The 22,364-nt window shown below is 73.7% G+C and carries 23 protein-coding genes; 15 read left to right on the plus strand and 8 right to left on the minus strand.

What is annotated here, in order from left to right:
- Position 1 precedes the first annotated feature (1 nt).
- Together LCD33_RS11270 and LCD33_RS11275 are read right to left on the minus strand one after the other, a co-directional pair.
- Positions 2–925, minus strand: coding sequence for a PHB depolymerase family esterase (locus LCD33_RS11270; RefSeq protein ID WP_224959572.1), 924 nt, complete (start codon positions 923–925; stop codon positions 2–4).
- A 49-nt stretch (positions 926–974) separates the two neighbouring features.
- Positions 975–2,354: a cation:dicarboxylate symporter family transporter gene (locus LCD33_RS11275; protein WP_224959570.1), complete on the minus strand. Its 1,380-nt coding sequence runs from the start codon at positions 2,352–2,354 to the stop codon at positions 975–977.
- 157 nt (positions 2,355–2,511) lie between these two features.
- Between LCD33_RS11275 and LCD33_RS11280 the strand changes: the two genes are divergently transcribed.
- Together LCD33_RS11280 and LCD33_RS11285 are read left to right on the plus strand one after the other, a co-directional pair.
- Positions 2,512–4,107 carry a sensor histidine kinase gene (locus tag LCD33_RS11280; RefSeq protein ID WP_224977800.1) on the plus strand — a complete coding sequence of 532 codons (1,596 nt, stop codon included), beginning with the start codon at positions 2,512–2,514 and terminating at the stop codon, positions 4,105–4,107.
- Positions 4,104–4,787 carry a response regulator gene (locus LCD33_RS11285; RefSeq protein ID WP_224959566.1) on the plus strand — a complete coding sequence of 228 codons (684 nt, stop codon included), beginning with the start codon at positions 4,104–4,106 and terminating at the stop codon, positions 4,785–4,787. The genes LCD33_RS11280 and LCD33_RS11285 overlap by 4 nt, the downstream gene beginning before the upstream one ends.
- Here LCD33_RS11285 and soxR read toward each other — a convergent pair.
- Positions 4,784–5,242 carry a redox-sensitive transcriptional activator SoxR gene (gene soxR, locus LCD33_RS11290; RefSeq protein ID WP_224959564.1) on the minus strand — a complete coding sequence of 153 codons (459 nt, stop codon included), beginning with the start codon at positions 5,240–5,242 and terminating at the stop codon, positions 4,784–4,786. The genes LCD33_RS11285 and soxR overlap by 4 nt on opposite strands.
- 27 nt (positions 5,243–5,269) lie before the next feature.
- Positions 5,270–6,526 (minus strand): helix-turn-helix domain-containing protein, encoded by a 1,257-nt coding sequence (locus tag LCD33_RS11295; RefSeq protein ID WP_224977801.1) that lies wholly within the window; start codon positions 6,524–6,526, stop codon positions 5,270–5,272.
- A gap of 243 nt (positions 6,527–6,769) precedes the next feature.
- Between LCD33_RS11295 and LCD33_RS11300 the strand changes: the two genes are divergently transcribed.
- The 7 genes from LCD33_RS11300 to hisI all read left to right on the plus strand — a co-directional run bounded on the left by LCD33_RS11300 (position 6,770) and on the right by hisI (position 11,219).
- On the plus strand, positions 6,770–7,480 hold the full coding sequence (locus tag LCD33_RS11300; protein ID WP_224959560.1) for a thiamine pyrophosphate-dependent enzyme: 711 nt from the start codon (positions 6,770–6,772) through the stop codon (positions 7,478–7,480).
- Complete coding sequence (locus LCD33_RS11305) at positions 7,477–8,406, plus strand: transketolase family protein (protein ID WP_374108085.1); 930 nt, start codon at positions 7,477–7,479, stop codon at positions 8,404–8,406. The genes LCD33_RS11300 and LCD33_RS11305 overlap by 4 nt, the downstream gene beginning before the upstream one ends.
- A 9-nt stretch (positions 8,407–8,415) precedes the next feature.
- Positions 8,416–9,045 carry an imidazole glycerol phosphate synthase subunit HisH gene (gene hisH / locus LCD33_RS11310; RefSeq protein WP_224959558.1) on the plus strand — a complete coding sequence of 210 codons (630 nt, stop codon included), beginning with the start codon at positions 8,416–8,418 and terminating at the stop codon, positions 9,043–9,045.
- A gap of 19 nt (positions 9,046–9,064) precedes the next feature.
- Positions 9,065–9,244, plus strand: a complete 180-nt coding sequence (locus LCD33_RS11315) for a hypothetical protein (protein ID WP_224959556.1) — start codon at positions 9,065–9,067, stop codon at positions 9,242–9,244.
- A gap of 46 nt (positions 9,245–9,290) precedes the next feature.
- Positions 9,291–10,022, plus strand: a complete 732-nt coding sequence (gene priA / locus LCD33_RS11320; protein WP_224959554.1) for a bifunctional 1-(5-phosphoribosyl)-5-((5-phosphoribosylamino)methylideneamino)imidazole-4-carboxamide isomerase/phosphoribosylanthranilate isomerase PriA — start codon at positions 9,291–9,293, stop codon at positions 10,020–10,022.
- An 85-nt stretch (positions 10,023–10,107) separates the two neighbouring features.
- Positions 10,108–10,881, plus strand: a complete 774-nt coding sequence (hisF, locus tag LCD33_RS11325) for an imidazole glycerol phosphate synthase subunit HisF (protein ID WP_224959552.1) — start codon at positions 10,108–10,110, stop codon at positions 10,879–10,881.
- The gene (gene hisI / locus LCD33_RS11330) at positions 10,878–11,219 is read left to right on the plus strand and encodes a phosphoribosyl-AMP cyclohydrolase (RefSeq protein WP_224977802.1); all 342 of its coding nucleotides are present in this window, start codon (positions 10,878–10,880) and stop codon (positions 11,217–11,219) included. The genes hisF and hisI overlap by 4 nt, the downstream gene beginning before the upstream one ends.
- On the opposite strand, the gene LCD33_RS11335 is transcribed toward hisI, so the two are convergent.
- On the minus strand, positions 11,216–11,974 hold the full coding sequence (locus tag LCD33_RS11335; RefSeq protein ID WP_224959548.1) for a TetR family transcriptional regulator: 759 nt from the start codon (positions 11,972–11,974) through the stop codon (positions 11,216–11,218). The genes hisI and LCD33_RS11335 overlap by 4 nt on opposite strands.
- A gap of 93 nt (positions 11,975–12,067) precedes the next feature.
- Between LCD33_RS11335 and LCD33_RS11340 the strand changes: the two genes are divergently transcribed.
- From LCD33_RS11340 to lgt, 6 genes are all read left to right on the plus strand, one after another.
- Positions 12,068–13,630 (plus strand): anthranilate synthase component I, encoded by a 1,563-nt coding sequence (locus LCD33_RS11340; protein WP_224977803.1) that lies wholly within the window; start codon positions 12,068–12,070, stop codon positions 13,628–13,630.
- The gene (locus LCD33_RS11345; protein ID WP_224959544.1) at positions 13,627–14,214 is read left to right on the plus strand and encodes a Trp biosynthesis-associated membrane protein; all 588 of its coding nucleotides are present in this window, start codon (positions 13,627–13,629) and stop codon (positions 14,212–14,214) included. The genes LCD33_RS11340 and LCD33_RS11345 overlap by 4 nt, the downstream gene beginning before the upstream one ends.
- 279 nt (positions 14,215–14,493) lie before the next feature.
- A complete protein-coding gene (trpC, locus tag LCD33_RS11350) occupies positions 14,494–15,306 on the plus strand; it encodes an indole-3-glycerol phosphate synthase TrpC (RefSeq protein WP_224966855.1) in 813 nt (270 codons plus the stop codon).
- 163 nt (positions 15,307–15,469) lie between these two features.
- Positions 15,470–16,771, plus strand: coding sequence for a tryptophan synthase subunit beta (gene trpB / locus LCD33_RS11355; protein ID WP_224959540.1), 1,302 nt, complete (start codon positions 15,470–15,472; stop codon positions 16,769–16,771).
- A complete protein-coding gene (gene trpA / locus LCD33_RS11360) occupies positions 16,768–17,562 on the plus strand; it encodes a tryptophan synthase subunit alpha (RefSeq protein ID WP_224959538.1) in 795 nt (264 codons plus the stop codon). Before trpB ends, trpA begins: the two co-directional genes overlap by 4 nt.
- Before the next feature lie 89 nt (positions 17,563–17,651).
- The gene (lgt, locus tag LCD33_RS11365) at positions 17,652–18,836 is read left to right on the plus strand and encodes a prolipoprotein diacylglyceryl transferase (protein ID WP_224977804.1); all 1,185 of its coding nucleotides are present in this window, start codon (positions 17,652–17,654) and stop codon (positions 18,834–18,836) included.
- Positions 18,837–19,107: 271 nt separating this feature from the next.
- Here the strand turns inward: lgt and LCD33_RS11370 are convergent, their stop codons facing one another.
- The 3 genes from LCD33_RS11370 to LCD33_RS11380 are packed head-to-tail and all read right to left on the minus strand — an operon-like array spanning position 19,108 to position 21,886.
- Positions 19,108–19,890, minus strand: coding sequence for an ABC transporter ATP-binding protein (locus LCD33_RS11370; protein ID WP_224977805.1), 783 nt, complete (start codon positions 19,888–19,890; stop codon positions 19,108–19,110).
- Positions 19,887–20,906 (minus strand): iron ABC transporter permease, encoded by a 1,020-nt coding sequence (locus LCD33_RS11375; protein WP_224961868.1) that lies wholly within the window; start codon positions 20,904–20,906, stop codon positions 19,887–19,889. Before LCD33_RS11375 ends, LCD33_RS11370 begins: the two co-directional genes overlap by 4 nt.
- 5 nt (positions 20,907–20,911) lie before the next feature.
- A complete protein-coding gene (locus LCD33_RS11380; protein ID WP_308011263.1) occupies positions 20,912–21,886 on the minus strand; it encodes an ABC transporter substrate-binding protein in 975 nt (324 codons plus the stop codon).
- Between the last annotated feature and the right edge of the window lie 478 nt (positions 21,887–22,364).

The raw sequence follows: 22,364 nt of genomic DNA on the forward strand, positions 1-22,364 counted from the left end.
CTCAGGCGTGCAGTGGGTGGTTCTGGAAGAACTTCCAGATCAGCGGGGTTGCTTCGATGACGGTCGGGTCGTCGGAGTCCGGATTGGACGAACGGCTCGGCCAGTCGTGCCCCAGCTCGTCGATGCGGTAGTGCACCAGCGCGCCCCGGTCGGCGCAGCCCTCCCAGCGCTGCTGGGTGACCAGGTCCTGCGGGTGCTCGGTGACCGGGTCGGGCGAGCACTCGTCGCGCTCGGCCCACCCGTCGAGCCAGTCGGGGATGGCGGGCAGGCCCTTCTCCGGGTTCCCGTCGTAGGGGATCGTACCGTCGGCGGTGCCGTGGAAGGAGATCATCGGCACCGGCTCGGACGGCGAGCACTTCCCGCTCTGCGGGTAGTAGGCCCCGGCCACCGGGGCGAACGCGGCGATGCGATCGCCCAAGCGGCAGGCCAGCACGTTGGTGAAACCGCCGCCGTTCGACTTCCCGGCCGCGTACACCCGGTCGGTGTCGACGCAGAAGTCGTCCTCGACCCGGTCGAGCAGGTCCTCGGTGAACCGGACGTCGTCGGCGTCCGCCGAGTACGGGGCGCCCTGCCACGCGGTGCCGCCGTCGGTGCCGACGAGGCCCTGCGGGTAGACGGCGATCGTGTCCAGCTCGGAGAACCGGGACAGCCGCTCCTGGTACTCGGCCGTGCGGTTGTGGCCGTGGAAGGACAGCACCACCGGCGTGGCGCGGTCCGGGTCGTAGTTCTCCGGCACGTGCACCAGGAACTCCCGGGTGCGGCCGCCGGAGGTGAGTTCCCGGTGCTCGGTGGTCCCCGGTTCGACATCGGGGGTGGTGCCGCAGCCGCCGCGCGGCGCGGGCCGCTCCGGCGTGGCGAGGGCGGGTGCGCCGGTGGCGGCGACCGCGCCGAGGGCGATCAGCAGGCTCAGCACTGCTCTGTGCATCGTCGACTCCTGTCTCGGCGCGGCCCGCCGCTGCGCGGCCGCGCGGTCCTCACTTCGCGGCGACGGGTTCCTTCCCGGAATCGCCGCCGGCCGCGGAGGATTCTTCCTCGTCCAGGAAGCTCTGCTCGTTGAACGGGTCCTCCTTGGCGAACACCCGCTGCATCTGCTCGCGGTCGATCTCCTTGGTCCAGGAGCCGATGATGACCGTGGCGATCGCGTTGCCCGCGAAGTTGGTGAGTGCGCGGGCCTCCGACATGAACCGGTCGATGCCGACGATGAGGCCGACGCCGTCGACGAGTTCGGGGCGGTGCGACTGCAGGCCGCCCGCGAGGGTGGCGAGCCCGGCGCCGCTGACGCCCGCGGCGCCCTTCGACGCGATGATCATGAACACGAGCAGCGAGACCTGCTCGCCGAGCGCCAGCGGTTCACCCATCGCGGAGGCGATGAACAGCGAGGCCATCGTCAGGTAGATCGCGGTGCCGTCCAGGTTGAACGAGTACCCGGTGGGCACGGTGATGCCGACGACGGGCTTGCTGACGCCGAGGTGCTCCATCTTCGCGATCAGCCGCGGCAGCGCCGCCTCCGAGGAGGAGGTGGACAGGATGAGCAGGAACTCGCGGCCCAGGTAGCCGAGCAGCTTGAACACGCTGACCCGGGCGAACGCCCACAGCAGCGGCCCGAGCACGAGGAAGATGAACAGCACGCAGGTGATGTAGAAGCCGGCCATGATGACGCCGAGGCCCTTGAGCGCGTCGACCCCGGTGGCGCCGACGACGGCGGCGATGGCGCCGAACGCGCCGATCGGGGCCACCCACATCACCATCGCGAGGATCTTGAACACGAGCCGCTGGATGTGCTCGATGCCGTTCAGGATCGGCGTGCCCTTGTCGCCGAGGGCCTGCAGGGCGAACCCGGCGAGCAGCGCCACCAGCAGGGTCTGCAGCACTTCACCTTCGGTGAGGGCGGAGACCAGGGTGTTCGGGATGATCCCGATGAGGAACCCGGACAGGCCCTCGGCCTCGCCCGGGGCCTGGTCGCTGCCGCTGGCACGCAGCTCGTCGGTGAGCTGGAGACCTTCGCCGGGGTGCAGCACGTTGCCGACGAGCAGCCCGACGACGAGCGCGACGAACGACATCACGAGGAAGTAGCCCAGTGCCAGGCCGCCGACCTTGCCGACCTTCGCGGCCTGCCGCACACCGCCGACGCCCAGCACGATGGTGCAGAAGATGACCGGGGAGATCATCATCTTGATCAGGTTGACGAACCCGGTGCCCAGCGGTTTCAGTGCGGTGGCGAAGTCGGGGAACGCGAATCCCACGGCGATGCCCGCCAGGACCGCGACGATGACGAAGATGTACAGGAAGTGGGTGCGGTCCCGCTTCTTCGGCGGTGCACCGGCGGCCTCGGGTGCAGCGTCTTTGCTTGGCACGGGTCAACTCCTACGGGATGTACCGATCACGTGGGTCGGCGATCACTCATTCGGTCGTGTCTCAGGTCACGAGCATGTCGGGGGAGACTATCGGACTCACCGGTGGTGACCGTCACGGTTGTGTTCATTGAGTTCATGCGGGAGCAACAGCAACGTCATGTCGTACCTCCGGCGGATCGGCCGCGCCAGCCTCGCGGCCAGGTTGTTCGTGCTGCAAGTGATCGTGGTCGCGGTGGTGGTGCTCAGCGGGGTGGCGTTGGGCTACGTCGAGGCGGAGCGCCGCACCGAGGAGGCCGCCGCGGACGAGGTCGCCGCGGTGGCGAACACCCTGGCGGTGGACCCCGGAGTGCTGGCGGCCGTCACCGGTGGTGATCCGCCGCGCACCTTGCAGCCGTGGGCGGAGCGGGTGCGGACGGCGACCGGCGTCGGGTTCATCACGATCATGGATCCGTCGGGGATGCGCTACACGCACCCGAACCCGGAGCTGATCGGGAAGCGCTTCGTCGGCAACATCGGTGCGGCCCAGCACGGCAGGCCGCTCACCGAGACCTACGAGGGCACCCTCGGCCCGTCGGTGCGGGTGGTGGTCCCGGTGCTCGACGACTCGGGCCGGGTGCGCGCGCTGGTGTCGGTGGGCATCACGGTGCGGGTGCTCACCGCGGAGCTGAGCGGGCAGCTGCTGGTGCTGGCCGGGGTGGGTGCGGTGGCGCTGCTGTTCGGCGGGGTGGCCGGGTACCTGGTGTCGCGCCGGCTGCGCAGGCACACGCACGGGCTGACCCCGGCGGAGCTGAGCCGGATGTACGAGTACCACGACGCGATCCTGCACGCGGTCCGCGAGGGCCTGCTGCTGGTGGCGCCGTCCGGCGTGGTGACGCTGTGCAACGATGGCGCGGCGGTGCTGCTGGGGTCGGACCCGGCCGCGGCGGAGGGCGCGCGCTTCGCGGACCTCGGTTTCCCGGAGCCGCTGGTGGAGGCGCTCGCCGAGCGGGAGCCGGTGCGCGACGAGGTGCACGTGACCGAGGACCGGGTGCTGCTGGTGAACGTCTCCGCGGTGCGCAGCGGCGACCGCGACCTGGGCAGCGTGGTGACGTTGCGCGACCACACCGAGTTGCAGACGTTGACGGGGGAACTGGATTCGATGCGCGGGTTCTCCGAGTCGCTGCGCTCGCAGGCGCACGAGTCGGCGAACCGGCTGCACGCGGTGGTGTCGTTGATCGAACTGGGGCGGGTCGAGGAGGCGGTGGGGTTCGCGACCGCGGAGCTGGAACTGGCGCAGCAGCTGACGGATCGCGTGGTGGGCGCGGTGGGGGAGCCGGTGCTGGCGGCCGTGCTGCTCGGCAAGAGCGCGGAGGCGCGGGAGCGGGGTGTGGAAGTGGTGCTGTCGGAGGGCAGCGCGGTCGACGATCGCGCGTTGGACCGGGTGGGTTCGCGCGATCTGGTGACGATCTTGGGGAATCTGATCGACAACGCGGTGGAGGCGACGTTCGAGGTGCCCGCCCCGCGGGTCGAGGTGAGCATCCGCTCCGACGAGGAGGAGCTGTCCATCGTGGTGTCGGACAACGGGCCCGGGGTGGATCCGGCGGTGGCCGGGTCGGTGTTCGAGCGCGGCTGGTCGACGAAGCGCCCGGGTCGCGGGCTGGGCCTGGCGCTGGTGGGGCGCAGCGTGCGCCGCTACGGCGGGTCGGTGCGGGTCGGTACCGGTCCGGGCGGCAGGTTCGAGGTGCGGATCCCGTTGACCGAGGTGCGCTCGTGATCTCGGTGCTGGTGGTGGAGGACGACCCGGTCGCGGGCGAGGCGCACGAGCTGTACGTGTCCAGGGTGGACGGTTTCGAGGTGGCCGGCCGCGCCCGCACCGGGCAGGACGCGCTGCGGTTCCTGGAGCACACCCAGGTGGACCTGGTGCTGCTGGACCTGCGGTTGCCGGACATGGACGGGCTGGCGGTGGCGCGGGCGCTGCGCAACGCGGGCAGCAACGCCGACGTGATCGCGGTGACCTCGGCGCGGGACCTGCGCGTGGTGCGCGCTTCGGTGGCCAGCGGCGTCGTGCAGTACCTGCTGAAGCCGTTCACGTTCGCGGCGATGCGGGAGAAGCTGGAGCACTACGCCCGCTTCCGGCAGAGCCTCGGGCACGACCGGGAGGCCAGCGGGCAGAGCGAGATCGACCGCGCGTTCTCCACGCTGCGCGGGGTGGACCGCGCGTCGCTGCCGAAGGGCATGGGGGAGGAGACGCTGGCCGCGGTGGTCTCGGCGCTGCGGGCGCACCGGGAGGGTGCCGCCGCGGGTGCGGTGGGCGAGCTGGCCGGGGTGTCGCGGGTGACGGCCCGGCGCTACCTGGAGTACCTGGTGGACAACGGGATGGCGGGCCGCGAGCCGCGCTACGGCGGGGTGGGGCGCCCGGAGATGTTCTACCGCTGGGCCGAGGATTTTGGTTAGGACCGGTCGGCGGACGGTGTGAGCAGCGGCGAGCCGGGGCCCTGCGCGGCCATCTGGTCGTCGGCGTTGTTCAGGGTGCAGGTGCGCAGCGACAGGCAGCCGCAGCCGATGCAGCCGCTGAGCCGGTCGCGCAGCCGCTGCAGCCCGTCGATGCGCGCGTCGAGCTCGTCGCGCCAGGAGCGGGACAGCCGCGTCCAGTCGGCCTTGGTGGGCGCGTGGTCGGTGGGCAGCGTGGCGAGCGCGTCGGAGATCTGCTCCAGGCTGAGCCCGACGCGCTGGGCGGCGCGGATGAACGCGAGCCTGCGCAGCACGGGACGCCCGTAGCGGCGCTGGTTGCCGCTGGTGCGGGTGGAGGTGATCAGGCCGCGCTGCTCGTAGAAGCGCAGCGCGGTCTGGGCGACTCCGCTGCGGTGGGCGACCTCGCCGATGGTGAGCAGCGCGGGAAGTGCGGACATGCTCCCAAGGTAGCCGCGAAGTTCACCTTAGGTCGAACTCCTGCCGGTCCCGGCCGGCTCCGGGACGAGCGCGCCGTAGCTGAGCAGGCGTCCGGCGGCGCGCAGCGCGATCTCCAGCTCGAATCGCGCCTGCGGGTCGGTGAGCGCGTCGCCGAAGAGGTCTTCGAGCTGGTGCAGGCGGTAGCGCACGGTCTGCGGGTGCACTCGCAGCCGGTGCGCGACCTCGGGGGCGCCGCCGCGGGTCTGCAGCCACGCCAGGAGGGTGTCGGCGAGCCGGACCTGCTGCTTCGGCTTGAGCCCGCCGAGCGGGGCGAGCCGGGTGTGCACGACCTGCCGGGTCAGGTTCTCGTCGCTGAGCAGCAGCAGGTGCGAGAGGTGGTCCTCGCAGCGCAGCACGGGGCGTTCCGGCACGAGTCCGGCGTGCGAGAGCTCCAGGAGCTTGCGCGCCCAGCGCAGCGCGTGCGGTGCGCGGTGCAGTTCGACGCGGGGCCCGAGCGCGACCCGCCAGCCCGCGAGCTGCTGCTCCCACGGCGGTTCGTCGTCCGCGTCGTCGTCGGGGCACGGCACGAGCAGGTGCGGGTGGCCGCTTTCGAGGTCGAGGAGCGCTTCCCGGCGGCTGAGCGGGTTGCTGCGCTGCTCCTGCCCGTCGACGCGTTCGAGGGCGGCGACGACGAGGGTGCGCGGCAGCGTCCAGTGCGCGGCTTCGGCGGCTTCGGCGAGGATCCGGCGCGGTGGTTGCGGATCGGTGAGCAGCAGTTCCAGCAGCCGCCGCCGGCGCCGGGCGCGGGTGCCGGCGGCGCGGGCCTGCGCTTCGGCGAAGCCTTCGACGGACCGGGCGGCCAGCTCGTCGATGTGCGCGTAGATCGCTTCGCCGAGCAGCAGCATGGTGCGGGGCGCGACGCGGGCGCGTTCGCCGATGCGGGCGGTGCGCCGCCAGGCGAGGCGGGCGCCGAGCCGGTAGGCGGCCTGCAGGCTGTCGAGGCTGCGGCCTTCGTGCATCTCGGCCTTGCCGAGCGCCCGGTGCACCTCGGCGCAGCGTTCCTGCGGTGCGGTGGGGTCGGCGATCTGGTCGACGAACTGGCTGAGGGCCTCTTCGACGCCGCGGCGGATGGCGTGCACGTACTTCTGGTCCATGGGCCGGGCGTATTCGGGGATCCGGAGTTGGATCTCGGTGAGGATCTGCGTGGCGAGGCTGCTCATCTCGGGCCGCAGGATGGGGGCGAGTTCGCTGGGCAGCGCCGCCCACGGATCCGGTGCGCCGGTGCGGGCCGCCCTCGTCAGCATGATCTTCTTCTCCTGTCGGGTGACGCCGGTCGGGTTCGGAAGGCGCCGCCGGAAAAGTTACTACTAATGAGTAGGAACTGTAATGAGCGGCTCCGCTCGGCCCTAACCGGCAATTCGGGTGAATACGAAGGTGGGCTGAATCCGGTTCAACATGAAGAAAATTCGTTTTCAATCGGTGATTCGGAGACACCGCCGCCGAGCGCCGCTTGACTTCGAGCTAACTCGAAGTTCGAGGCTGTCCGCATGACCACCTCCACCCCAGCGGGAACCGGGCTCGGCCACCCGGAGCTGCCCGCGCTGCTCGCCCGGATGTCCGGCGACGAGAAGCACTCGCCCGCCGCCACCTCCACCCTCGACGTGCTCTGGGTGCTCTACGACCGCGTCCTCGACGTCGACCCCGCGCACCCCGACGACCCCGACCGGGACCGCTTCCTGCTGTCCAAGGGGCACGGGCCGATGGCCTACTACGCGGTGCTCGCCGCGAAGGGCTTCCTCGACCCCGCCGAACTCGACGGCTGGAGCAGCTTCGACTCCCGCCTCGGCCAGCACCCGGACCGGCTGCTCGTGCCCGGCGTGGAGATCGGCAGCGGCTCCCTCGGCCACGGCCTGCCGCTGGCGCTCGGCACCGCCCTCGGGCTGCGCGCGCGGGGCCGCACCCACCCGCGCGTCGTCGTCCTCGTCGGTGACGCCGAACTCGGCGAGGGCAGCAACCACGAGGCGATCGCCGTCGCCGGCCGCCTCGGCGCCGGGCAGCTGACCGCGGTCGTGGTCGACAACGCCTCCGACTCGCACGGCTGGCCGGGCGGCATCGCGGAGCGCTTCTCCCGCGAGGGCTGGGCCGCGCACTCCGTCGACGGCCGGGACCACGAAGCCCTGCACCGCGCCCTCACCGACACCCGGCCCGACCAGCCGCTCGCCGTCATCGCCCGCGTGGAACCGAAGGAGTTCGCATGACCGCCCCGACCGAACCGCGCACCCGCCCGATGCGCGAGGAGTTCACCGACCTCGTCGGCGCCGCCCTCGACGTGGACCCGCGGCTCGCGGTGGTGCTCGCCGAGATCTCCGCCGACCGGTTCGCCGCCGCCGCCTCGCGGCACCCGGACCGGGTGATCAACGTCGGCATCCGGGAGCAGGCGCTGATCGGCGTCGCGGGCGGGCTCGCGCTCACCGGGATGCGGCCCGTCGTGCACTCGATCGCGCCGTTCCTGGTGGAGCGGCCGTTCGAGCAGCTCAAGCTGGACCTCAACCACCAGGGCGTCGGCGCGGTCCTGGTCAGCACCGGCGCGTCCTACGACTACCCGGCCGCGGGCCGCACCCACATGGCGCCCGGCGACGTGGCCCTGCTCGACACGCTGCCGGACTGGACGGTGCACGTGCCCGGGCACCCGCGGGAGTTCGCCGAGCTGCTCAGCGCGGCGCTGCTCACCGACGACCTCGTGTACCTGCGGATGAGCGAGCGCACCAACGCGGCGCCGCCGCCGGTGGGCCGCCGGTTCCTGGTGGTGCGCGAGGGGCGAGGTGGGGTGGTGCTCGCGGTGGGGCCGATGCTGCGGCCGGTGCTCGCGGCGACGGTCGAGCTGGACGTGGCGGTGCTCTACGCCTCGACCGTCCGGCCCTTCGACGCCGCGGGCCTGCGATCGGCGGCGCTGGCCGCGACCCCGGACGTGGTGCTGGTGGAGCCCTACCTGCGGGACACCTCCACGGCGGCCGCGAACGCCGCGCTGGCCGACCTGCCGCACCGGGTGCTCGGGCTGGGCGTGCGGCGGGACGCGGAACTGCGCGCCTACGGCACCGCCGACGAGCACGAGGCCGCGCACGGGCTGGACCCCGCGGGCCTCGCCCGGTCGATCCGCGGATTCCTCGCCACGAGCGGCCGGTAGCCTGGCGGCGTGGCACGCGTCGTCGTTTTGGACTATGGCTCCGGCAACCTGCGCTCCGCCGAACGCGCTCTCGAGCACGCGGGCGCCGATGTGCGGGTGACCTCGGACGCGCACGCCGCCGTCGAGGCCGACGGGCTCGTCGTGCCCGGCGTCGGCGCGTTCGGGGCCTGCATGGAAGGTCTGCTCGCCGCGGGCGGGGACAAGATCATCGATCGGCGGCTGGCCGGCGGGCGCCCGGTGCTCGGCATCTGCGTGGGCATGCAGGTGCTGTTCGACCGCGGCGTCGAGCACGGCGTGCAGGCCGACGGCTGCGGCCAGTGGCCCGGCGACGTCGAACGGCTCCAGGCGGACGTGCTGCCGCACATGGGCTGGAACGAGGTCGCGCCGCCCGCCGGCTCGGTGCTGTTCGCCGGGATGGAGCCGGGCACCCGGTTCTACTTCGTGCACTCCTTCGCCGCCCGGCGCTGGGAACTGCCCGAGTCGGAGACGATCGCCCCGGCCAAGGTGACCTGGTCCGAGCACGGCGAGCCGTTCGTCGCCGCGGTGGAGAACGGCCCGCTGTCGGCGACGCAGTTCCACCCGGAGAAGTCCGGCGAGGCGGGCTCCCGCCTGCTGCGCAACTGGCTCGGGACGCTGTGACGTGCGCCGCCACGGATTGATGAACCCGCGCGGCACCCGGGTCGTGGCCCTGGTCCTGGCCGTGGGCGTCGTCGCGGGCTTCAGCTCCACGTACCTGGTCGAGGCGGGCGTGCCCGCGTGGCTGGTGCTGGTGCTCGCGGTGCTGGCGCTGCTGGTCCCCGTGATCGCCGCGGCCCGCTCCGGTGACCGGCACCGCTGACCCCGCGCCGCACGGCCCGCACCAGGCCGCCAGATACAGTTGCCGCGTGACTTTCACGCTTCTTCCCGCAGTTGACGTGGCCGATGGCCAGGCCGTCCGGCTGGTCCAGGGCGCCGCCGGAACCGAGACCTCCTACGGCGATCCGCTGGAGGCCGCCCTCGCCTGGCAGCGCGCCGGGGCCGAGTGGATCCACCTGGTGGACCTGGACGCGGCGTTCGGCCGCGGCTCCAACCGGGAGCTGCTGGCCGACGTGGTGCGGCGGCTCGACGTGCGGGTGGAGCTCTCCGGCGGCATCCGGGACGACGACTCGCTGAAGGCGGCGCTGGCCACCGGCTGCCACCGGGTGAACCTGGGCACCGCGGCGCTGGAGAACCCCGAGTGGGCGGACCGCGTGGTCGCCGAGCACGGCGAGCAGGTCGCCGTCGGCCTGGACGTGCGCATCACCGAGGAGGGCCACCGGCTCGCGGCCCGCGGCTGGACCCGCGACGGCGGCGACCTGTGGGAGGTGCTGGCCCGGCTGGACGCCGCGGGCTGCCGCCGCTACGTCGTCACCGACGTGAGCAAGGACGGCACGCTGCAGGGTCCGAACACCGAGCTGCTGCGCGAGGTCTGCGCTCGCACCGAGGCGCCCGTGGTCGCCTCCGGCGGGGTGTCCAGTGTGGACGATCTGCGGGCGCTGGCGGAGCTCGCGCCGCTGGGCGTGGAGGGCTCCATCGTCGGCAAGGCCTTGTACGCCGGGAACTTCACCCTCGAAGAGGCCCTCGCCGCGGTGTCCTGATCGGACCGGACCCGGCGGTGCGGCACCCGCGCCGCCGGGCGACCCGGTGCCCCGGCGGGCGCCGCGCACGGCCTACGCTGGAGGCATGGGCGTCGCGGTACGAGTGATCCCCTGCCTGGACGTGGACGCCGGGCGGGTCGTCAAGGGTGTCAACTTCACGGACCTGCGGGACGCGGGCGACCCGGTGGAGCTGGCCAAGACCTACGACGCCGAGAGCGCCGACGAGCTCACGTTCCTCGACGTGACCGCGTCCTCCTCGGACCGGGAGACCACGTTCGAGGTGGTGCGCCGGGCCGCCGAGCAGGTGTTCATCCCGCTGACCGTCGGCGGCGGGGTCCGCAGCGCCGAGGACGTGAACCGGTTGTTGCGCGCGGGCGCCGACAAGGTGAGCGTGAACACCGCCGCCATCGCCCGCCCCGAGCTGCTGCGGGAGGCCTCGCACCGGTTCGGCGCGCAGTGCGTCGTGCTCTCCGCCGACGCCCGCCGCGTGCCGGAGGGCGGGCAGCCGACCGCGTCCGGTTTCGAGGTCACCACGCACGGTGGCCGCCGCGGCACCGGGATCTGCGCCGTCGAGTGGGCCGAGCGCGCCCAGGAGCTCGGCGTCGGCGAAATCCTGCTGAACTCCATGGACGCCGACGGCACCAAGGCCGGTTTCGACCTGGAGCTGATCCGCGCGGTCCGCTCCCGCGTCGACGTCCCCCTCATCGCCAGCGGTGGCGCGGGCGCCGTCGAGCACTTCGCGCCCGCGGTGCGCGCCGGCGCGGACGCGGTGCTCGCGGCCAGCGTCTTCCACTTCGGCCGGCTGCGGATCGGTGAGGTGAAGGACGCGATGCGCGCGGAAGGGATCACCGTCCGATGAGCGAGCTGGACCCGGCGATCGCCGGGCGCCTCAAGCGCAACGCCGACGGCCTGGTGGCCGCGGTCGCGCAGCAGCGCGGCACCGGCGAGGTGCTGATGATGGCGTGGATGGACGACGAGGCGCTGCACCGCACGCTCACCACCCGCCGCGGCACCTACTTCTCCCGCAGCCGGGGGGAGTACTGGGTGAAGGGCGAGACCTCGGGACACGTGCAGCACGTGCACGAGGTGCGGCTGGACTGCGACGGCGACACGGTGCTGCTGGTCGTCGACCAGGTCGGCGCGGCCTGCCACACCGGTGACCGCACCTGCTTCGACGCGGACGTGCTGCTCGGCTAACTCTCCGGGCCGAGGTCCCCGGTGAGGTAGCGCTGCAGGTTGGGGGCCACCGCGGCCACCACGGTGTCGTGGTCGGCGGAGGCCAGCGGCTCCAGCTCCACCACGTAGCGGGTGATGCCGAGCCCGATGATCTGCGAGGCGCTGAGCGCGGCGCGCAGCTCCGGGCGGTCCATCCGCAGCTCCCGCACCAGCCGGTCGATGATCACGGTGGCGACGAACTCGCGCAGCATCCGCACCGCCGAGCGGTGCGAGGCGACGCTGCGCACGAGTGCGGCGAACGCCCGGCCGCCCGCCGCGTCCCACGCGCCGAGGAACCGGCGCAGCACGCGTTCGGCGAGCTGCTCCCGGTCCCCGGCCAGCAGTTCCGGGATGACGGTGGTCGGGTCGACGGGGATGTGCACGGCCGCGGTGAACAGGGCCTCCTTGCCGCCGAACCAGTGGTTGACCATCGCCGGGTCGACGCCGGCCCGGGTCGCGATCACGCGCACGGTCGCGTCGTTGTAACCGGATTCGGCGAAGACCTCGCGGGCCGCGGCGACCAGCGCGGCCCTGGTGTCCTGCCCGCCCGCGCGGCGCCCGCGCCGCTTCCGGCCGTCCTGCTCGCCGCGAGGACCCGGCGCGCCGGGGTCGCCGCTGTCCCCGGGGTCGCCGAGCTGCCCGAGGTCGGCGTGCTGCCCGAGGTCGGCGTGGTCGAGGTCGTCGTCGTGGTCCCCGAGGTCGTCGTGGTCGCTCCCACGGCCGGTGCCGCTGTTCATCCCCGCCATCTTCGTCGCTGCCGGGTGCGGGCCGCAAAAGCCCGCCGCCCGACCGCTGCGACGCGCCCGGTGCGGGGTCGGCACAATGTGGACATGGTTGGCGACGGCGACATCGGCAGCATCACCCCGGACCGCGCGGAGTTCCGCGACCTGGCCGCCGGGCGGCGGGTCATCCCCGTCGTGCGGCGGTTGCTGGCCGACGACGAGACCCCGCTGGGGGTGTACCGGAAGCTCGCGGGCGACCGGACGGGCACGTTCCTGTTCGAGTCGGCGGAGAACGGGCGCTCCTGGTCGCGCTGGTCGTTCATCGGGGTGCGCAGCGCGGCCGCGCTGACCGCGCGCGATGGCGAGGCCTGCTGGACGGGCACGCCGCCGGTGGGCCTGCCGACCGGTGGTGACCCGCTGGAGGCGCTGCGGGAGACGGTGCGGCTGCTGCGCACCGACCCGCTGCCGGGCCTGCCGCCGCTGACCGGGGGCATGGTGGGCTACCTAGGCTACGACGCGGTGCGCCGCCTGGAGCGGCTGCCGGAGCTCACCGAGGACGACCTGCGCATCCCCGAACTGGTGATGCTGCTGGCCACCGACCTGGCCGCGCTGGACCACCACGAGGGCACGATCACCCTGATCGCGAACGCGGTGAACTGGGACGACAGCCCGGAGCGGGTGGACGCCGCCTACGACGACGCGGTCCGCAGGCTGGACGAGATGACCGAGCGGCTGTGCACGCCGGCGGCGCCGACGGTGGCCGCGTTCTCCCGCCCCGCCCCGGAGTTCACCCGCCGCCGCACCCCCGAGGAGCACCACCGGGCGGTGGAGGCGGCGAAGGAGGCGATCCGCGCGGGCGAGGCCTTCCAGGTCGTCGTCTCGCAGCGCTTCGAGATGGAGACCAGCGCCGACGCCCTCGACGTGTACCGGGTGCTGCGCACCACGAACCCGAGCCCGTACATGTACCTGCTGCGGCTGGCCGACCCCGAGGGCGGCAGCCCGTTCGACATCGTCGGATCGAGCCCCGAATCACTGGTGACGGTCCGCGACGGCCAGGCGACGACGCACCCGATCGCGGGCACCCGCTGGCGCGGCGCCGACGAGGACGAGGACGCGCGGCTGGAGAAGGAGCTCAGCAACGACGAGAAGGAGCGGGCCGAGCACCTGATGCTGGTCGACCTGGGCCGCAACGACCTGGGCCGGGTGTGCCGCCCGGGCTCGGTGCACGTGGTCGAGTTCTTCCGGATCGAGCGCTACAGCCACGTGATGCACCTGGTCTCCACGGTCACCGGCACCCTGGACGAAGGCCGCACCGCGTTCGACGCGGTCACCGCGTGCTTCCCGGCGGGCACCCTGTCGGGCGCGCCGAAGCCGCGGGCGCTGGAGCTCATCGAGGAGCTGGAGCCGACGCGCCGCGCCCAGTACGGCGGGGTGGTGGGCTACCTGGACTTCGCCGGGGACGCCGACACGGCGATCGCGATCCGCACCGCGCTGGTGCGCGACGGGATGGCGTACGTGCAGGCGGGCGGCGGCATCGTCGCCGACTCGGACCCGGTGGCGGAGGACCAGGAGTCGTTGAACAAGGCGAAGGCGGTGCTGACCGCGGTCGCGACCGCGCAGACGCTGCGCGCCCCGGACACGCGCCCGGCGGATGTCGCGGAGCGGGTGTGACGGCGCAGCGCGAGACCTCGGCGCGGCTGCTGTGGTCGGTGGTGCTGCTGCTGGTGGCGGCCGCGGGGCTGCTGTGGGGTGCGAGCGCGCTGACCTGGGCGTCGCGGCAGTACCGCACCCCGTTCTCGGGCGAGGTGGACGCGGTGGCTTCGGGCGCGGTGGCGCGTCCGGAGCTGGTGCCGCTGGCGCTGGCCGCGCTGGCCGCGGTGGCGGCGGTGCTGGCGACCGGTGGCCTGCTGCGCCGCGTCGTCGGCGCGTTGACGCTGCTCGGCGGCGCGCTGCTGCTGTGGCGGGCGGGCACGTGGTGGTTCGCCGCGGCGGCCGAGTTCGTGCCGCCGGGGGTTCCGTCGGGCGGTGAGCCGGTGGGCGAGCCGTCCGCCGCGCCGTTCGGGCCGCTGCTGGTGGTGCTGGCCGGGCTGGCGCTGCTCGCGGCGGGAGCGCTGGTGGCGGTGCGCGCCGGCCGGATGCCCGCGATGGGCGCGCGGTACTCGGCGCCGGGTGCGGAGAAGCGGAAGTCCACCGATCCGGACAAAAGGCTGTGGGATGCCCTGGACGAGGGAGCCGACCCGACGGACGAGCGCTAGCGGCGCGCGCACCGTGGTCCCGGCACCGGTTCGGGTACGTCCGGGTGGCGGTGGGGAGTCCTGCGATCGGAGTCGGCAAGGGACGAAGGTCCTTGCTGTGCAGGGACGTTGTACCGACCCCTTGGGCGGAGGCCGCACCGCGCGGGGTTAGCATCGGCCATGCGAACGGCACGGCGGGAAGGGGAGTGTCGTGATCGAGCGCGATGAGTTCGTCTGCGTCATTGACGATTTTCGAGACCTGCGGGCGAGTGTTCGGGGCACGCGTGGCGAGGTGTTCGAGTGAGCGTTCTGGAATCCATCATCGAAGGCGTTCGCGAGGACATGGCCCTCCGCGAATCCGCCGTTCCGTTCGACGAGATCAAGCAGCGTTCGGCTGCGGCGCCACCGCCGCACGACGCGCTGGCCGCGCTGCGCGCGCCCGGTGTCGGCGTGATCGCGGAGGTGAAGCGGCGGAGCCCGTCCAAGGGTGAGCTCGCGGAGATCGGCGAACCGGCCGATCTGGCCGCGGACTACTCGGAGGCGGGCGCGCGGGTGATCAGCGTGCTGACCGAGCAGCGCCGCTTCGGCGGTTCGCTGGCGGACTTCGACGCGGTGCGCCTGAAGGTCCCGGCGACTCCGCTGCTGCGCAAGGACTTCGTGGTCAGCCCGTACCAGGTGCACGAGGCGCGCGCCCACGGCGCGGACATGGTGCTGCTGATCGTGGCGGCGCTGGAGCAGAACGCGCTGGAGGCCCTGCTGGACCGGGTCGAGTCGCTGGGCATGACCGCGCTGGTCGAGGTGCACACCGCCGAGGAGGCGGACCGCGCGCTGGAGGCCGGGGCGAAGGTCATCGGCATCAACGCCCGCAACCTGCACACCCTGGACGTGGACCGCGAGGTCTTCGGGCGGATCGCGCCCGGCCTGCCGCCGGAGGTGCTGAAGGTGGCCGAGTCCGGGGTGCGCGGCCCGAGCGACCTGATGGCGTACGCCGGGTCGGGCGCGGACGCGGTGCTGGTCGGCGAGGGTCTGGTGACCAGCGATAACCCGCGCGTCGCGGTGACCCAGCTGGTGACGGCCGGCTCGCACCCGGCCTGCCCGCGGCCCAGCCGCTGATCGAGCCGGGCCCGGCCACCGGTCGGGTTCGGCGCACCGCCCGGGCGCGGCCGGTGTCGCGGCGCCCGTGCCGGGAACCCGGGGTGGGTGACGCGCGGCGCGGTGCCGCCGCGGTGCACGGCCGGATCCCCGGCGGCTGAGGACTACTAGAGAGGTGACCTAGATGGCGACGGTGCACGACGCGCAGCACGACCGCGCGCATCGGCCGGGCCGTCCGGTGCCCGAGGGGCATGACCCGGATGAGCGGGGCCACTTCGGCCCCTACGGCGGCCGGTTCATGCCGGAGGCGTTGATCGCCGCGCAGGACGAGCTGGCCGCGGAGTACGAGAAGGCGCAGCTGGACCCGGAGTTCGTGGACGAGCTGGCGCGGCTGCTGCGGGACTACGCGGGCCGCCCGTCGCTGCTGACCGAGGCGAAGCGGTTCGGCGAGCGCGCGGGCGGGGCCCGGATCCTGCTCAAGCGCGAGGACCTGAACCACACCGGCTCCCACAAGATCAACAACGTGCTGGGGCAGGCGCTGCTGGTCAAGCGGATGGGCAAGCGGCGCGTCATCGCCGAGACCGGCGCTGGCCAGCACGGCGTGGCCACGGCGACCGCCTGCGCGCTGCTCGACCTCGACTGCGTGATCTACATGGGGAAGGTCGACACCGAGCGGCAGGCGCTGAACGTGGCGCGGATGCGGTTGCTGGGCGCCGAGGTGCGACCGGTGGCGAACGGCTCGGCCACGCTGAAGGACGCGATCAACGAGGCGCTGCGGGACTGGGTCGCCAACGTCGAGGACACCCACTACCTGCTGGGCACGGCGGCCGGGGCGCACCCGTTCCCGGTGATGGTCCGCAACTTCCACAAGATCATCGGCGAGGAGGCCCGCGAGCAGTCGCTGGCGCAGTTCGGCGGGCTGCCGGACGCGGTGGTGGCGTGCGTGGGCGGCGGCTCCAACGCCATCGGCATCTTCCACGGCTTCATCGACGATCCGGGCGTGCGGCTGGTCGGTTGCGAACCCGCCGGGCACGGGCTGGACAGCGGCGAGCACGGCGCCACGCTCACCAAGGGCACGCCGGGCACGCTGCACGGCGCCCGCTCCTACCTGCTGCAGGACGAGGACGGGCAGATCACCGAGGCCTACTCGATCTCCGCGGGCCTGGACTACCCGGGCGTCGGGCCGGAGCACTCGTACCTGAAGGACGCCGGCCGCGCCGAGTACGTCGCCGTCACCGACGACGAGGCGATGCAGGCGTTCCGGCTGCTCTCCCGCACCGAGGGCATCATCCCGGCCATCGAGTCCGCGCACGCCCTCGCGGGCGCGCTGCGGCTGGGCCGCGAGCTGGGGCCGGACGCCACCTTGCTGGTGAGCCTGTCCGGCCGCGGCGACAAGGACATGGACACCGCCGCGAAGTACTTCGGCCTCGTCGACGAGTCGGGCGAGCCGGTGGCGGACGACGCAGACGGGGAGGCGGAGCGGTGAGCCTGCACGAGGTGTTCGCGGCCTGCCGCGCCGAGGACCGAGCGGGGCTGATCGGGTACCTGCCCGCCGGCTACCCCACGGTCGAGGGCTCGAAGGAGCTGCTGGCGGGCATGCTCGCCGGTACCGACGACGCGCCCGGCTGCGACGTGGTGGAGGTCGGCGTCCCGTTCTCCGACCCGGTGATCGACGGGCCGACCATCCAGGCCGCCGGGGACGTGGCGCTGCGCGCCGGGTTCCGCATCCGGGACCTGTTCGACGTGGTGTCCTCGGTCGCCGACGCGGGCAAGCACGCCGTGGTGATGACCTACTGGAACCCGGTGCACCAGTACGGGCCGGACGCGTTCGCCCGCGACCTGGCCGCTGCGGGCGGGCTCGGCGTGATCACCCCGGACCTGGTGCCGGACGAGGCCGACGACTGGATGTCCGCCAGCGAGGCGCACGGCGTGGATCGGATCTTCCTGGTCGCCCCGTCCTCCACGGAACAGCGGCTGGCGATGACGGCGAAGGCCAGCTCCGGGTTCGTCTACGCCACCTCGGTGATGGGCGTGACCGGGGCGCGCGACACCGTGGGCGACCAGGCGGAAGGGCTCGTGCGGCGCACCCGCGCGCACACCGACCTGCCGATCGGGGTCGGCCTCGGCGTCCGCTCCGGCGAGCAGGCCGCGCAGGTCGCGAAGTTCGCCGACGGCGTCATCGTCGGCTCCGCGTTCATCAACCGCGCCGAGCAGGACGGTCCCGCGGGCGTCCGCGAGATCGCCGCCGAACTGGGCCGGGGAGTCCGCTCCCGCTGAAGCACCCGGGGTGAACGGCCCACCGGCTCGGACGGGCGGGCCGTTCACCTGGCGATGGGGGTGGCGCGGCGGACCGATACGGTGTTCGGGTGAGCGCGCACAACCTCGCTGCCCCGGCGACCTCGTTCCTGGCGAACATTCCGAGCCCCCCGCAGGGGGTGTGGTACATCGGCCCGGTGCCGCTGCGCGCCTATGCGCTGTGCATCATCGCCGGGATCGTGGTGGCGATCCTGTGGGGTGACCGGCGCTGGCAGGCGCGCGGTGGCCGCAAGGGCGTGGTCACCGACATCGCGGTGTTCGCGGTGCCGTTCGGCCTGGTCGGCGGTCGGCTTTACCACGTCGCGACGGACTGGTACAAGTACTTCGGCCCGGGCCGGAACCCGCTGGACGCGTTGAAGATCTGGGAGGGCGGCCTCGGCATCTGGGGCGCGGTGGCGCTCGGCGCGGTCGGTGCGTGGATCGGCTGCCGCAGGCGCGGCGTGCCGCTGGCGGCGTTCGCCGACGCGATCGCCCCGGCGCTGATCACGGCGCAGGCCATCGGCCGGTTGGGGAACTGGTTCAACCAGGAGCTCTACGGCAGCCCGACCTCGGTGCCCTGGGGACTGGAGATCTACCGCCGGGTCAACGAGGACGGCATGGTCGACCAGATCTACGGCCGCGCCGTCGACCAGGGGGCGCCGCTGGCGGTGGTGCACCCGACGTTCCTGTACGAGCTGCTGTGGAACCTGCTGGTCGCGGTGCTCGTGGTGTGGGCGGACCGGCGGTTCCGGATGGGGCGCGGCCGGGTGTTCGCGCTGTACGTCGCCGGGTACACGGCCGGCCGGGTGTGGATCGAGATGATGCGCACCGACGCGGCCACGCACCTGCTCGGCATCCGCATCAACGTGTTCACCTCGCTGGTGGTGTTCGCGCTGGCGGTGATCTACCTGCTGGTGGTGCGCGGGAAGCGGGAGGACCCGGAGCGGTTGCGCGGCAGGCCGCTGCCGGGCGATGACGACTACGACGAGGAACCCGGCGCGGCCGGTTCCGGCGGGGCGACGCGGGTCGACGCGGAGAACCGGGACGACGAGCCCGATGCGGCGAAGTCCGAACCCGCGCAGCCCGACGAAGCGCAGCCGGACGAAGCGAAGTCCGAACCCGCGGAGTCCGGCGATGCCGAGCCGGACGAGAAGGCCGCCGCCTCGAAGCCGGCGGACGAGAAGGCCGACCGGCCCAAGGAGACCTCCGCCGCCACGAGCGAGAAGAGCTCCGAGGACTCCGACCGCGACGAGTGACCCGCACCGTTCGACCACGGCCCCCCCCCCCCGGCGCACCGGGGCGGGGGGGGGCCCCCGGGGGGGCCCCCCCCCCGGGGGGGGCGGGGCCCCCCCCCCGCCCCCCCCGCCTCCCGCTCGGCCCCGCCGCCCCCCGCCCCCCCCGGCGCCCCCCCCCCGCCGCCCCGCGCCCCCCCCCCGGGGGCCGGGGGGGCCCCCCCGTCGTCGTACGAGCGGATCGCCCGTTCCAGGGCAGCGGTGCCGCCGACGAGCACCACCTGCCCCGGAGAGGTCAGCCGCTCCGCACCCGCACCGGCGCGATCACCGGTGTTCCGTCGGGAGCGGTGAGCACCACGACCCGCGCGTCGTAGTGCTCGGTGAGCACCGCCGGGGTGAGCACCTCGGCGGGCGGTCCGTGCGCGGCGGTGCGGCCGTCGGCGAGCAGCAGCAGCCGATCGGCGTACTGCGCGGAGATGGTCAGGTCGTGCAGCGTCGTGACGACGGTGGTGCCCAGTTCGCGCCGCAGCTCGTCGACCAGGTCCAGCAGCGCCTGCGCGTGCCCGAGGTCGAGGCCCGTGGTCGGTTCGTCCAGCAGCAGCACCCCGGACCGCTGCGCCAGCGCCCGCCCGAGCACGGCCCGCTGCCGCTCGCCCCCGGACAGCTCCGCCAGCGGCCGCCGCGCCAGCCCGGCCAGGTCGAGCCGTTCGACGACGTGCTCGACCACGGCGAGGTCGCCGCGCCCTTCCCGCCCGAGCGGTCCGAGGTGCGGGGTGCGGCCGAGCAGCACGTAGTCGGTGACGGTGAGCCCGGGCGGCAGTTGCGGGCTCTGCGGCGAGTAGGCCAGCAGCCGGGCCCGTTCGCGGCGACCCGCCCGGTGCAGCGGCCTGCCGCCGACGAGCACGTCCCCCCGGTGCGGCAGCAGCCCGGCTACGGCCTTGAGCAGCGTGGACTTCCCGGACCCGTTGGGCCCGATGACGGCGAGCCAGCCACCGGCGGGCACCTGCGCCGACACCCCGGTCAGCACGGTGCGCCGCCGGTACCCGGCGGTCAGGTCGCGCACCCGCAGCTCGGTCATGCGCGCCTGCTCCGGTGCAGCAGCAGCGCGAAGAACGGCGCGCCGGTGAACGCGGTGATCACCCCGATGGGCAGTTCGGCGGGGGCGAGGACGCTGCGCGCGAGCACGTCGGCGAGCACCAGGAACGCCCCGCCGAACAGCAGCGACAGCGGCACCACGATCCGGTTGCCGCCGCCGAAGGCGAGCCGGACCAGGTGCGGGACGACGAGCCCGACGAACCCGATGAGCCCGGCGACGGACACGGCGGCGGCGGTGGCCAGCGAGGCGGCGAGCAGCACGACGGCGCGGACCCGGCCGGGGTGCACGCCCAGCGAGGCGGCCTCCTCATCGCCGGTGCCGAGCACGTCGAGCAGCCGGGCGCACGCCCACAGCACCCCGCCGGAGACCACGAGCAGCGGCAGCACCAGCAGCACGTCTCCCCAGCCCGCGGTGCTCAACCGCCCGAGGATCCACATGTAGACCTGCTGCAGGCTCTCCAGCCGCAGCTGCTGCAGGAAGGTCTGCCCGGCGGACAGGAACGCGCCGACGGCGACTCCGGCGAGCACGAGCGTCGCGGCCCCGCCGCCCGCGGCGCGGCCCAGCAGCCAGGTGGTGGCGACGCCGCCGAGCGCACCGGCGAACGCGGCGGCCTGCGCGGCCCCGGGTACCCCGGCGGCGCCCGGCAGCACGGTGATCACGAGGGTGACGGCGAGCCCCGCCCCGCTGGCCGCGCCGAGCAGGTACGGGTCGGCGAGCGGGTTGCGGAACACGCCCTGGAAGGCGGCGCCGGACACGGCGAGCGCGGCCCCGACGAGCGCCCCGAGCACCGCGCGCGGCACCCGCAGCCGCCACAGGATCGCCGCTTCCCGCTCGGACAGCGGGGAGTGGCCGCCGGTGAGCTGCGCGCCGATCTCCGCGAGCACCCGCGTCCAGCCGAGCTCGGCGGCGCCGAGCAGCACCGAGACCAGCAGCGCCAGCAACAGCGCCGCGACGCCCGCCAGCAGCGGGACGGGCCGCAGCCGCGTCGTGCCGCGCACCCGGCTCAGGGCCGCTGGGCGCGGGACACGGAGTCGGAGATCGCGCGCACCAGGTCGACCACGCGCGGTCCCCAGCGCCCGGCGACGTCCTCGTCGAGGGTCACGACGCGGCGCTCCCGCACGGCGGTGAGGGTGTCCCAGCCGGGGCGGGCGGCGACGGCGTCCGCGGTGGCGCCGCAGCACTTCGAGTCGGCGAGGAAGATCAGGTCGGGGTCGGCCTGCACGATCCGCTCCTGCGCGAGCTGCGGGTACTCGCCCTCGGCGTCGTCGGCGATGTTGCGGAGCCCGAACAGGCCGTAGACGTCGCCGATGAAGCTGCGCGAGGTGGCGGTGTAGAAGTCGGGGCTGAGCTCGTGGAAGTAGGTCAGCGGTTCCGGCGCCTTCGGCGTGTCGGCGACGATCTTCGCGATGTCGGCGCGCATCCGGGCCGTGACGTCCCGCGCCTGCCTGCTGTGCCCGGTGGCCTGGCCGAGGGTCTCGATCTGCGCGTAGGCGTCGTCCAGCGATGTCGCGGCGGGCGTCACGAGCACCGGGATCTCCAGCTCGCGCAGCCCCTCGACGAGCTTCCCGGCGCCGTCGGGCGCGATCACCAGGTCCGGGTCGTGCCCGGCGACGGCCGCGGCGTCGCTGCTGAGCGCGTTCAGCTCGGTGCGGGGGGCGTCGGCGGGGAAGGAGGAGGACCGGTCGGCGGCCTCCACCTGGTCGCCCGCGCCGATGGCGTAGAGCGATTCGGTGGCGGTGGGACTCAGCGACACGATGTGCTTGGGCTGCTGGGGCAGCGTGATCGGTTCCTGGCCGTCGAGGGCGATCTTCGCGGGGAACGCGGCCGCCGGGTCCTCGACGGGGGCTTCGGGTGCCGGGGAGGGCGTGCGCGTGGCGCACGCGGTGCCTGCGAACAGCAGGGCCAGCACGGTCAGCAGCAGGGCGGGGAGGCGGCGGAACCCGAGCATGGCGTCCTCGTGGTCGGGCCGGTGCGCCACGGGTGCGCACCGGGTGCGGTGGCGGACGGCGACGCCCGCGCGAACGCACCGGAATTCGCTGCCGCGAGCGCCCCGAGCTGGAAAGGTACCAGGAGCTGATCGTCCTGCCCGGTTGCCGGGTGCCCAGGGGTTCCGCGGGCCCGCGGGGTTGACGCGGTTCGGTCGGACGTCGGAATATTCACGCGGGCCGAGAGCTGACTTGCGGTGCTGCTGCCGGGTATCGTGTTTGTTAAGGTTCGTCGAAATCCGGGGTCGCGGTCTCAATCCTGGGTTGCGGTCTCAATCCGGGGTCGCGATCCCAGGCGCTCGTGGCCTTCCCCGGTTCCGCGCCGCCTGCGGGACCGAGTCCCACGAGCCCGGTCGCCACCGGTGCCCGGTTCGGCCGCCGAAGGTCTCGTTTCGCCGAGTGCGGTGCCGCTGCCCGGCTCGGCCGACCACCCGTCCAGCGCCGGACGCCCACGCGGGCCAGCGTCGTCCC

Source organism: Saccharopolyspora sp. 7B (genome assembly GCF_020177435.1).
GTDB lineage: Bacteria > Actinomycetota > Actinomycetes > Mycobacteriales > Pseudonocardiaceae > Saccharopolyspora_C > Saccharopolyspora_C gregorii.

Excerpts from the sequence above, each read along its gene's own strand:
- LCD33_RS11295 (WP_224977801.1), bottom strand. The coding sequence starts at position 6,526 with ATGCTGACGAGGGCGGCCCGCACCGGCGCACCGGATCCGTGGGCGGCG.
- LCD33_RS11335 (WP_224959548.1), bottom strand. The coding sequence starts at position 11,974 with ATGAACAGCGGCACCGGCCGTGGGAGCGACCACGACGACCTCGGGGAC.
- LCD33_RS11370 (WP_224977805.1), bottom strand. The coding sequence starts at position 19,890 with ATGACCGAGCTGCGGGTGCGCGACCTGACCGCCGGGTACCGGCGGCGC.
- trpB (WP_224959540.1), top strand. The coding sequence starts at position 15,470 with ATGGCGACGGTGCACGACGCGCAGCACGACCGCGCGCATCGGCCGGGC.
- soxR (WP_224959564.1), bottom strand. The coding sequence starts at position 5,242 with ATGTCCGCACTTCCCGCGCTGCTCACCATCGGCGAGGTCGCCCACCGC.
- LCD33_RS11300 (WP_224959560.1), top strand. The coding sequence starts at position 6,770 with ATGACCACCTCCACCCCAGCGGGAACCGGGCTCGGCCACCCGGAGCTG.
- LCD33_RS11315 (WP_224959556.1), top strand. The coding sequence starts at position 9,065 with ATGAACCCGCGCGGCACCCGGGTCGTGGCCCTGGTCCTGGCCGTGGGC.
- LCD33_RS11340 (WP_224977803.1), top strand. The coding sequence starts at position 12,068 with ATGGTTGGCGACGGCGACATCGGCAGCATCACCCCGGACCGCGCGGAG.
- LCD33_RS11280 (WP_224977800.1), top strand. The coding sequence starts at position 2,512 with ATGTCGTACCTCCGGCGGATCGGCCGCGCCAGCCTCGCGGCCAGGTTG.
- hisI (WP_224977802.1), top strand. The coding sequence starts at position 10,878 with ATGAGCGAGCTGGACCCGGCGATCGCCGGGCGCCTCAAGCGCAACGCC.
- hisF (WP_224959552.1), top strand. The coding sequence starts at position 10,108 with ATGGGCGTCGCGGTACGAGTGATCCCCTGCCTGGACGTGGACGCCGGG.
- LCD33_RS11305 (WP_374108085.1), top strand. The coding sequence starts at position 7,477 with ATGACCGCCCCGACCGAACCGCGCACCCGCCCGATGCGCGAGGAGTTC.
- LCD33_RS11270 (WP_224959572.1), bottom strand. The coding sequence starts at position 925 with ATGCACAGAGCAGTGCTGAGCCTGCTGATCGCCCTCGGCGCGGTCGCC.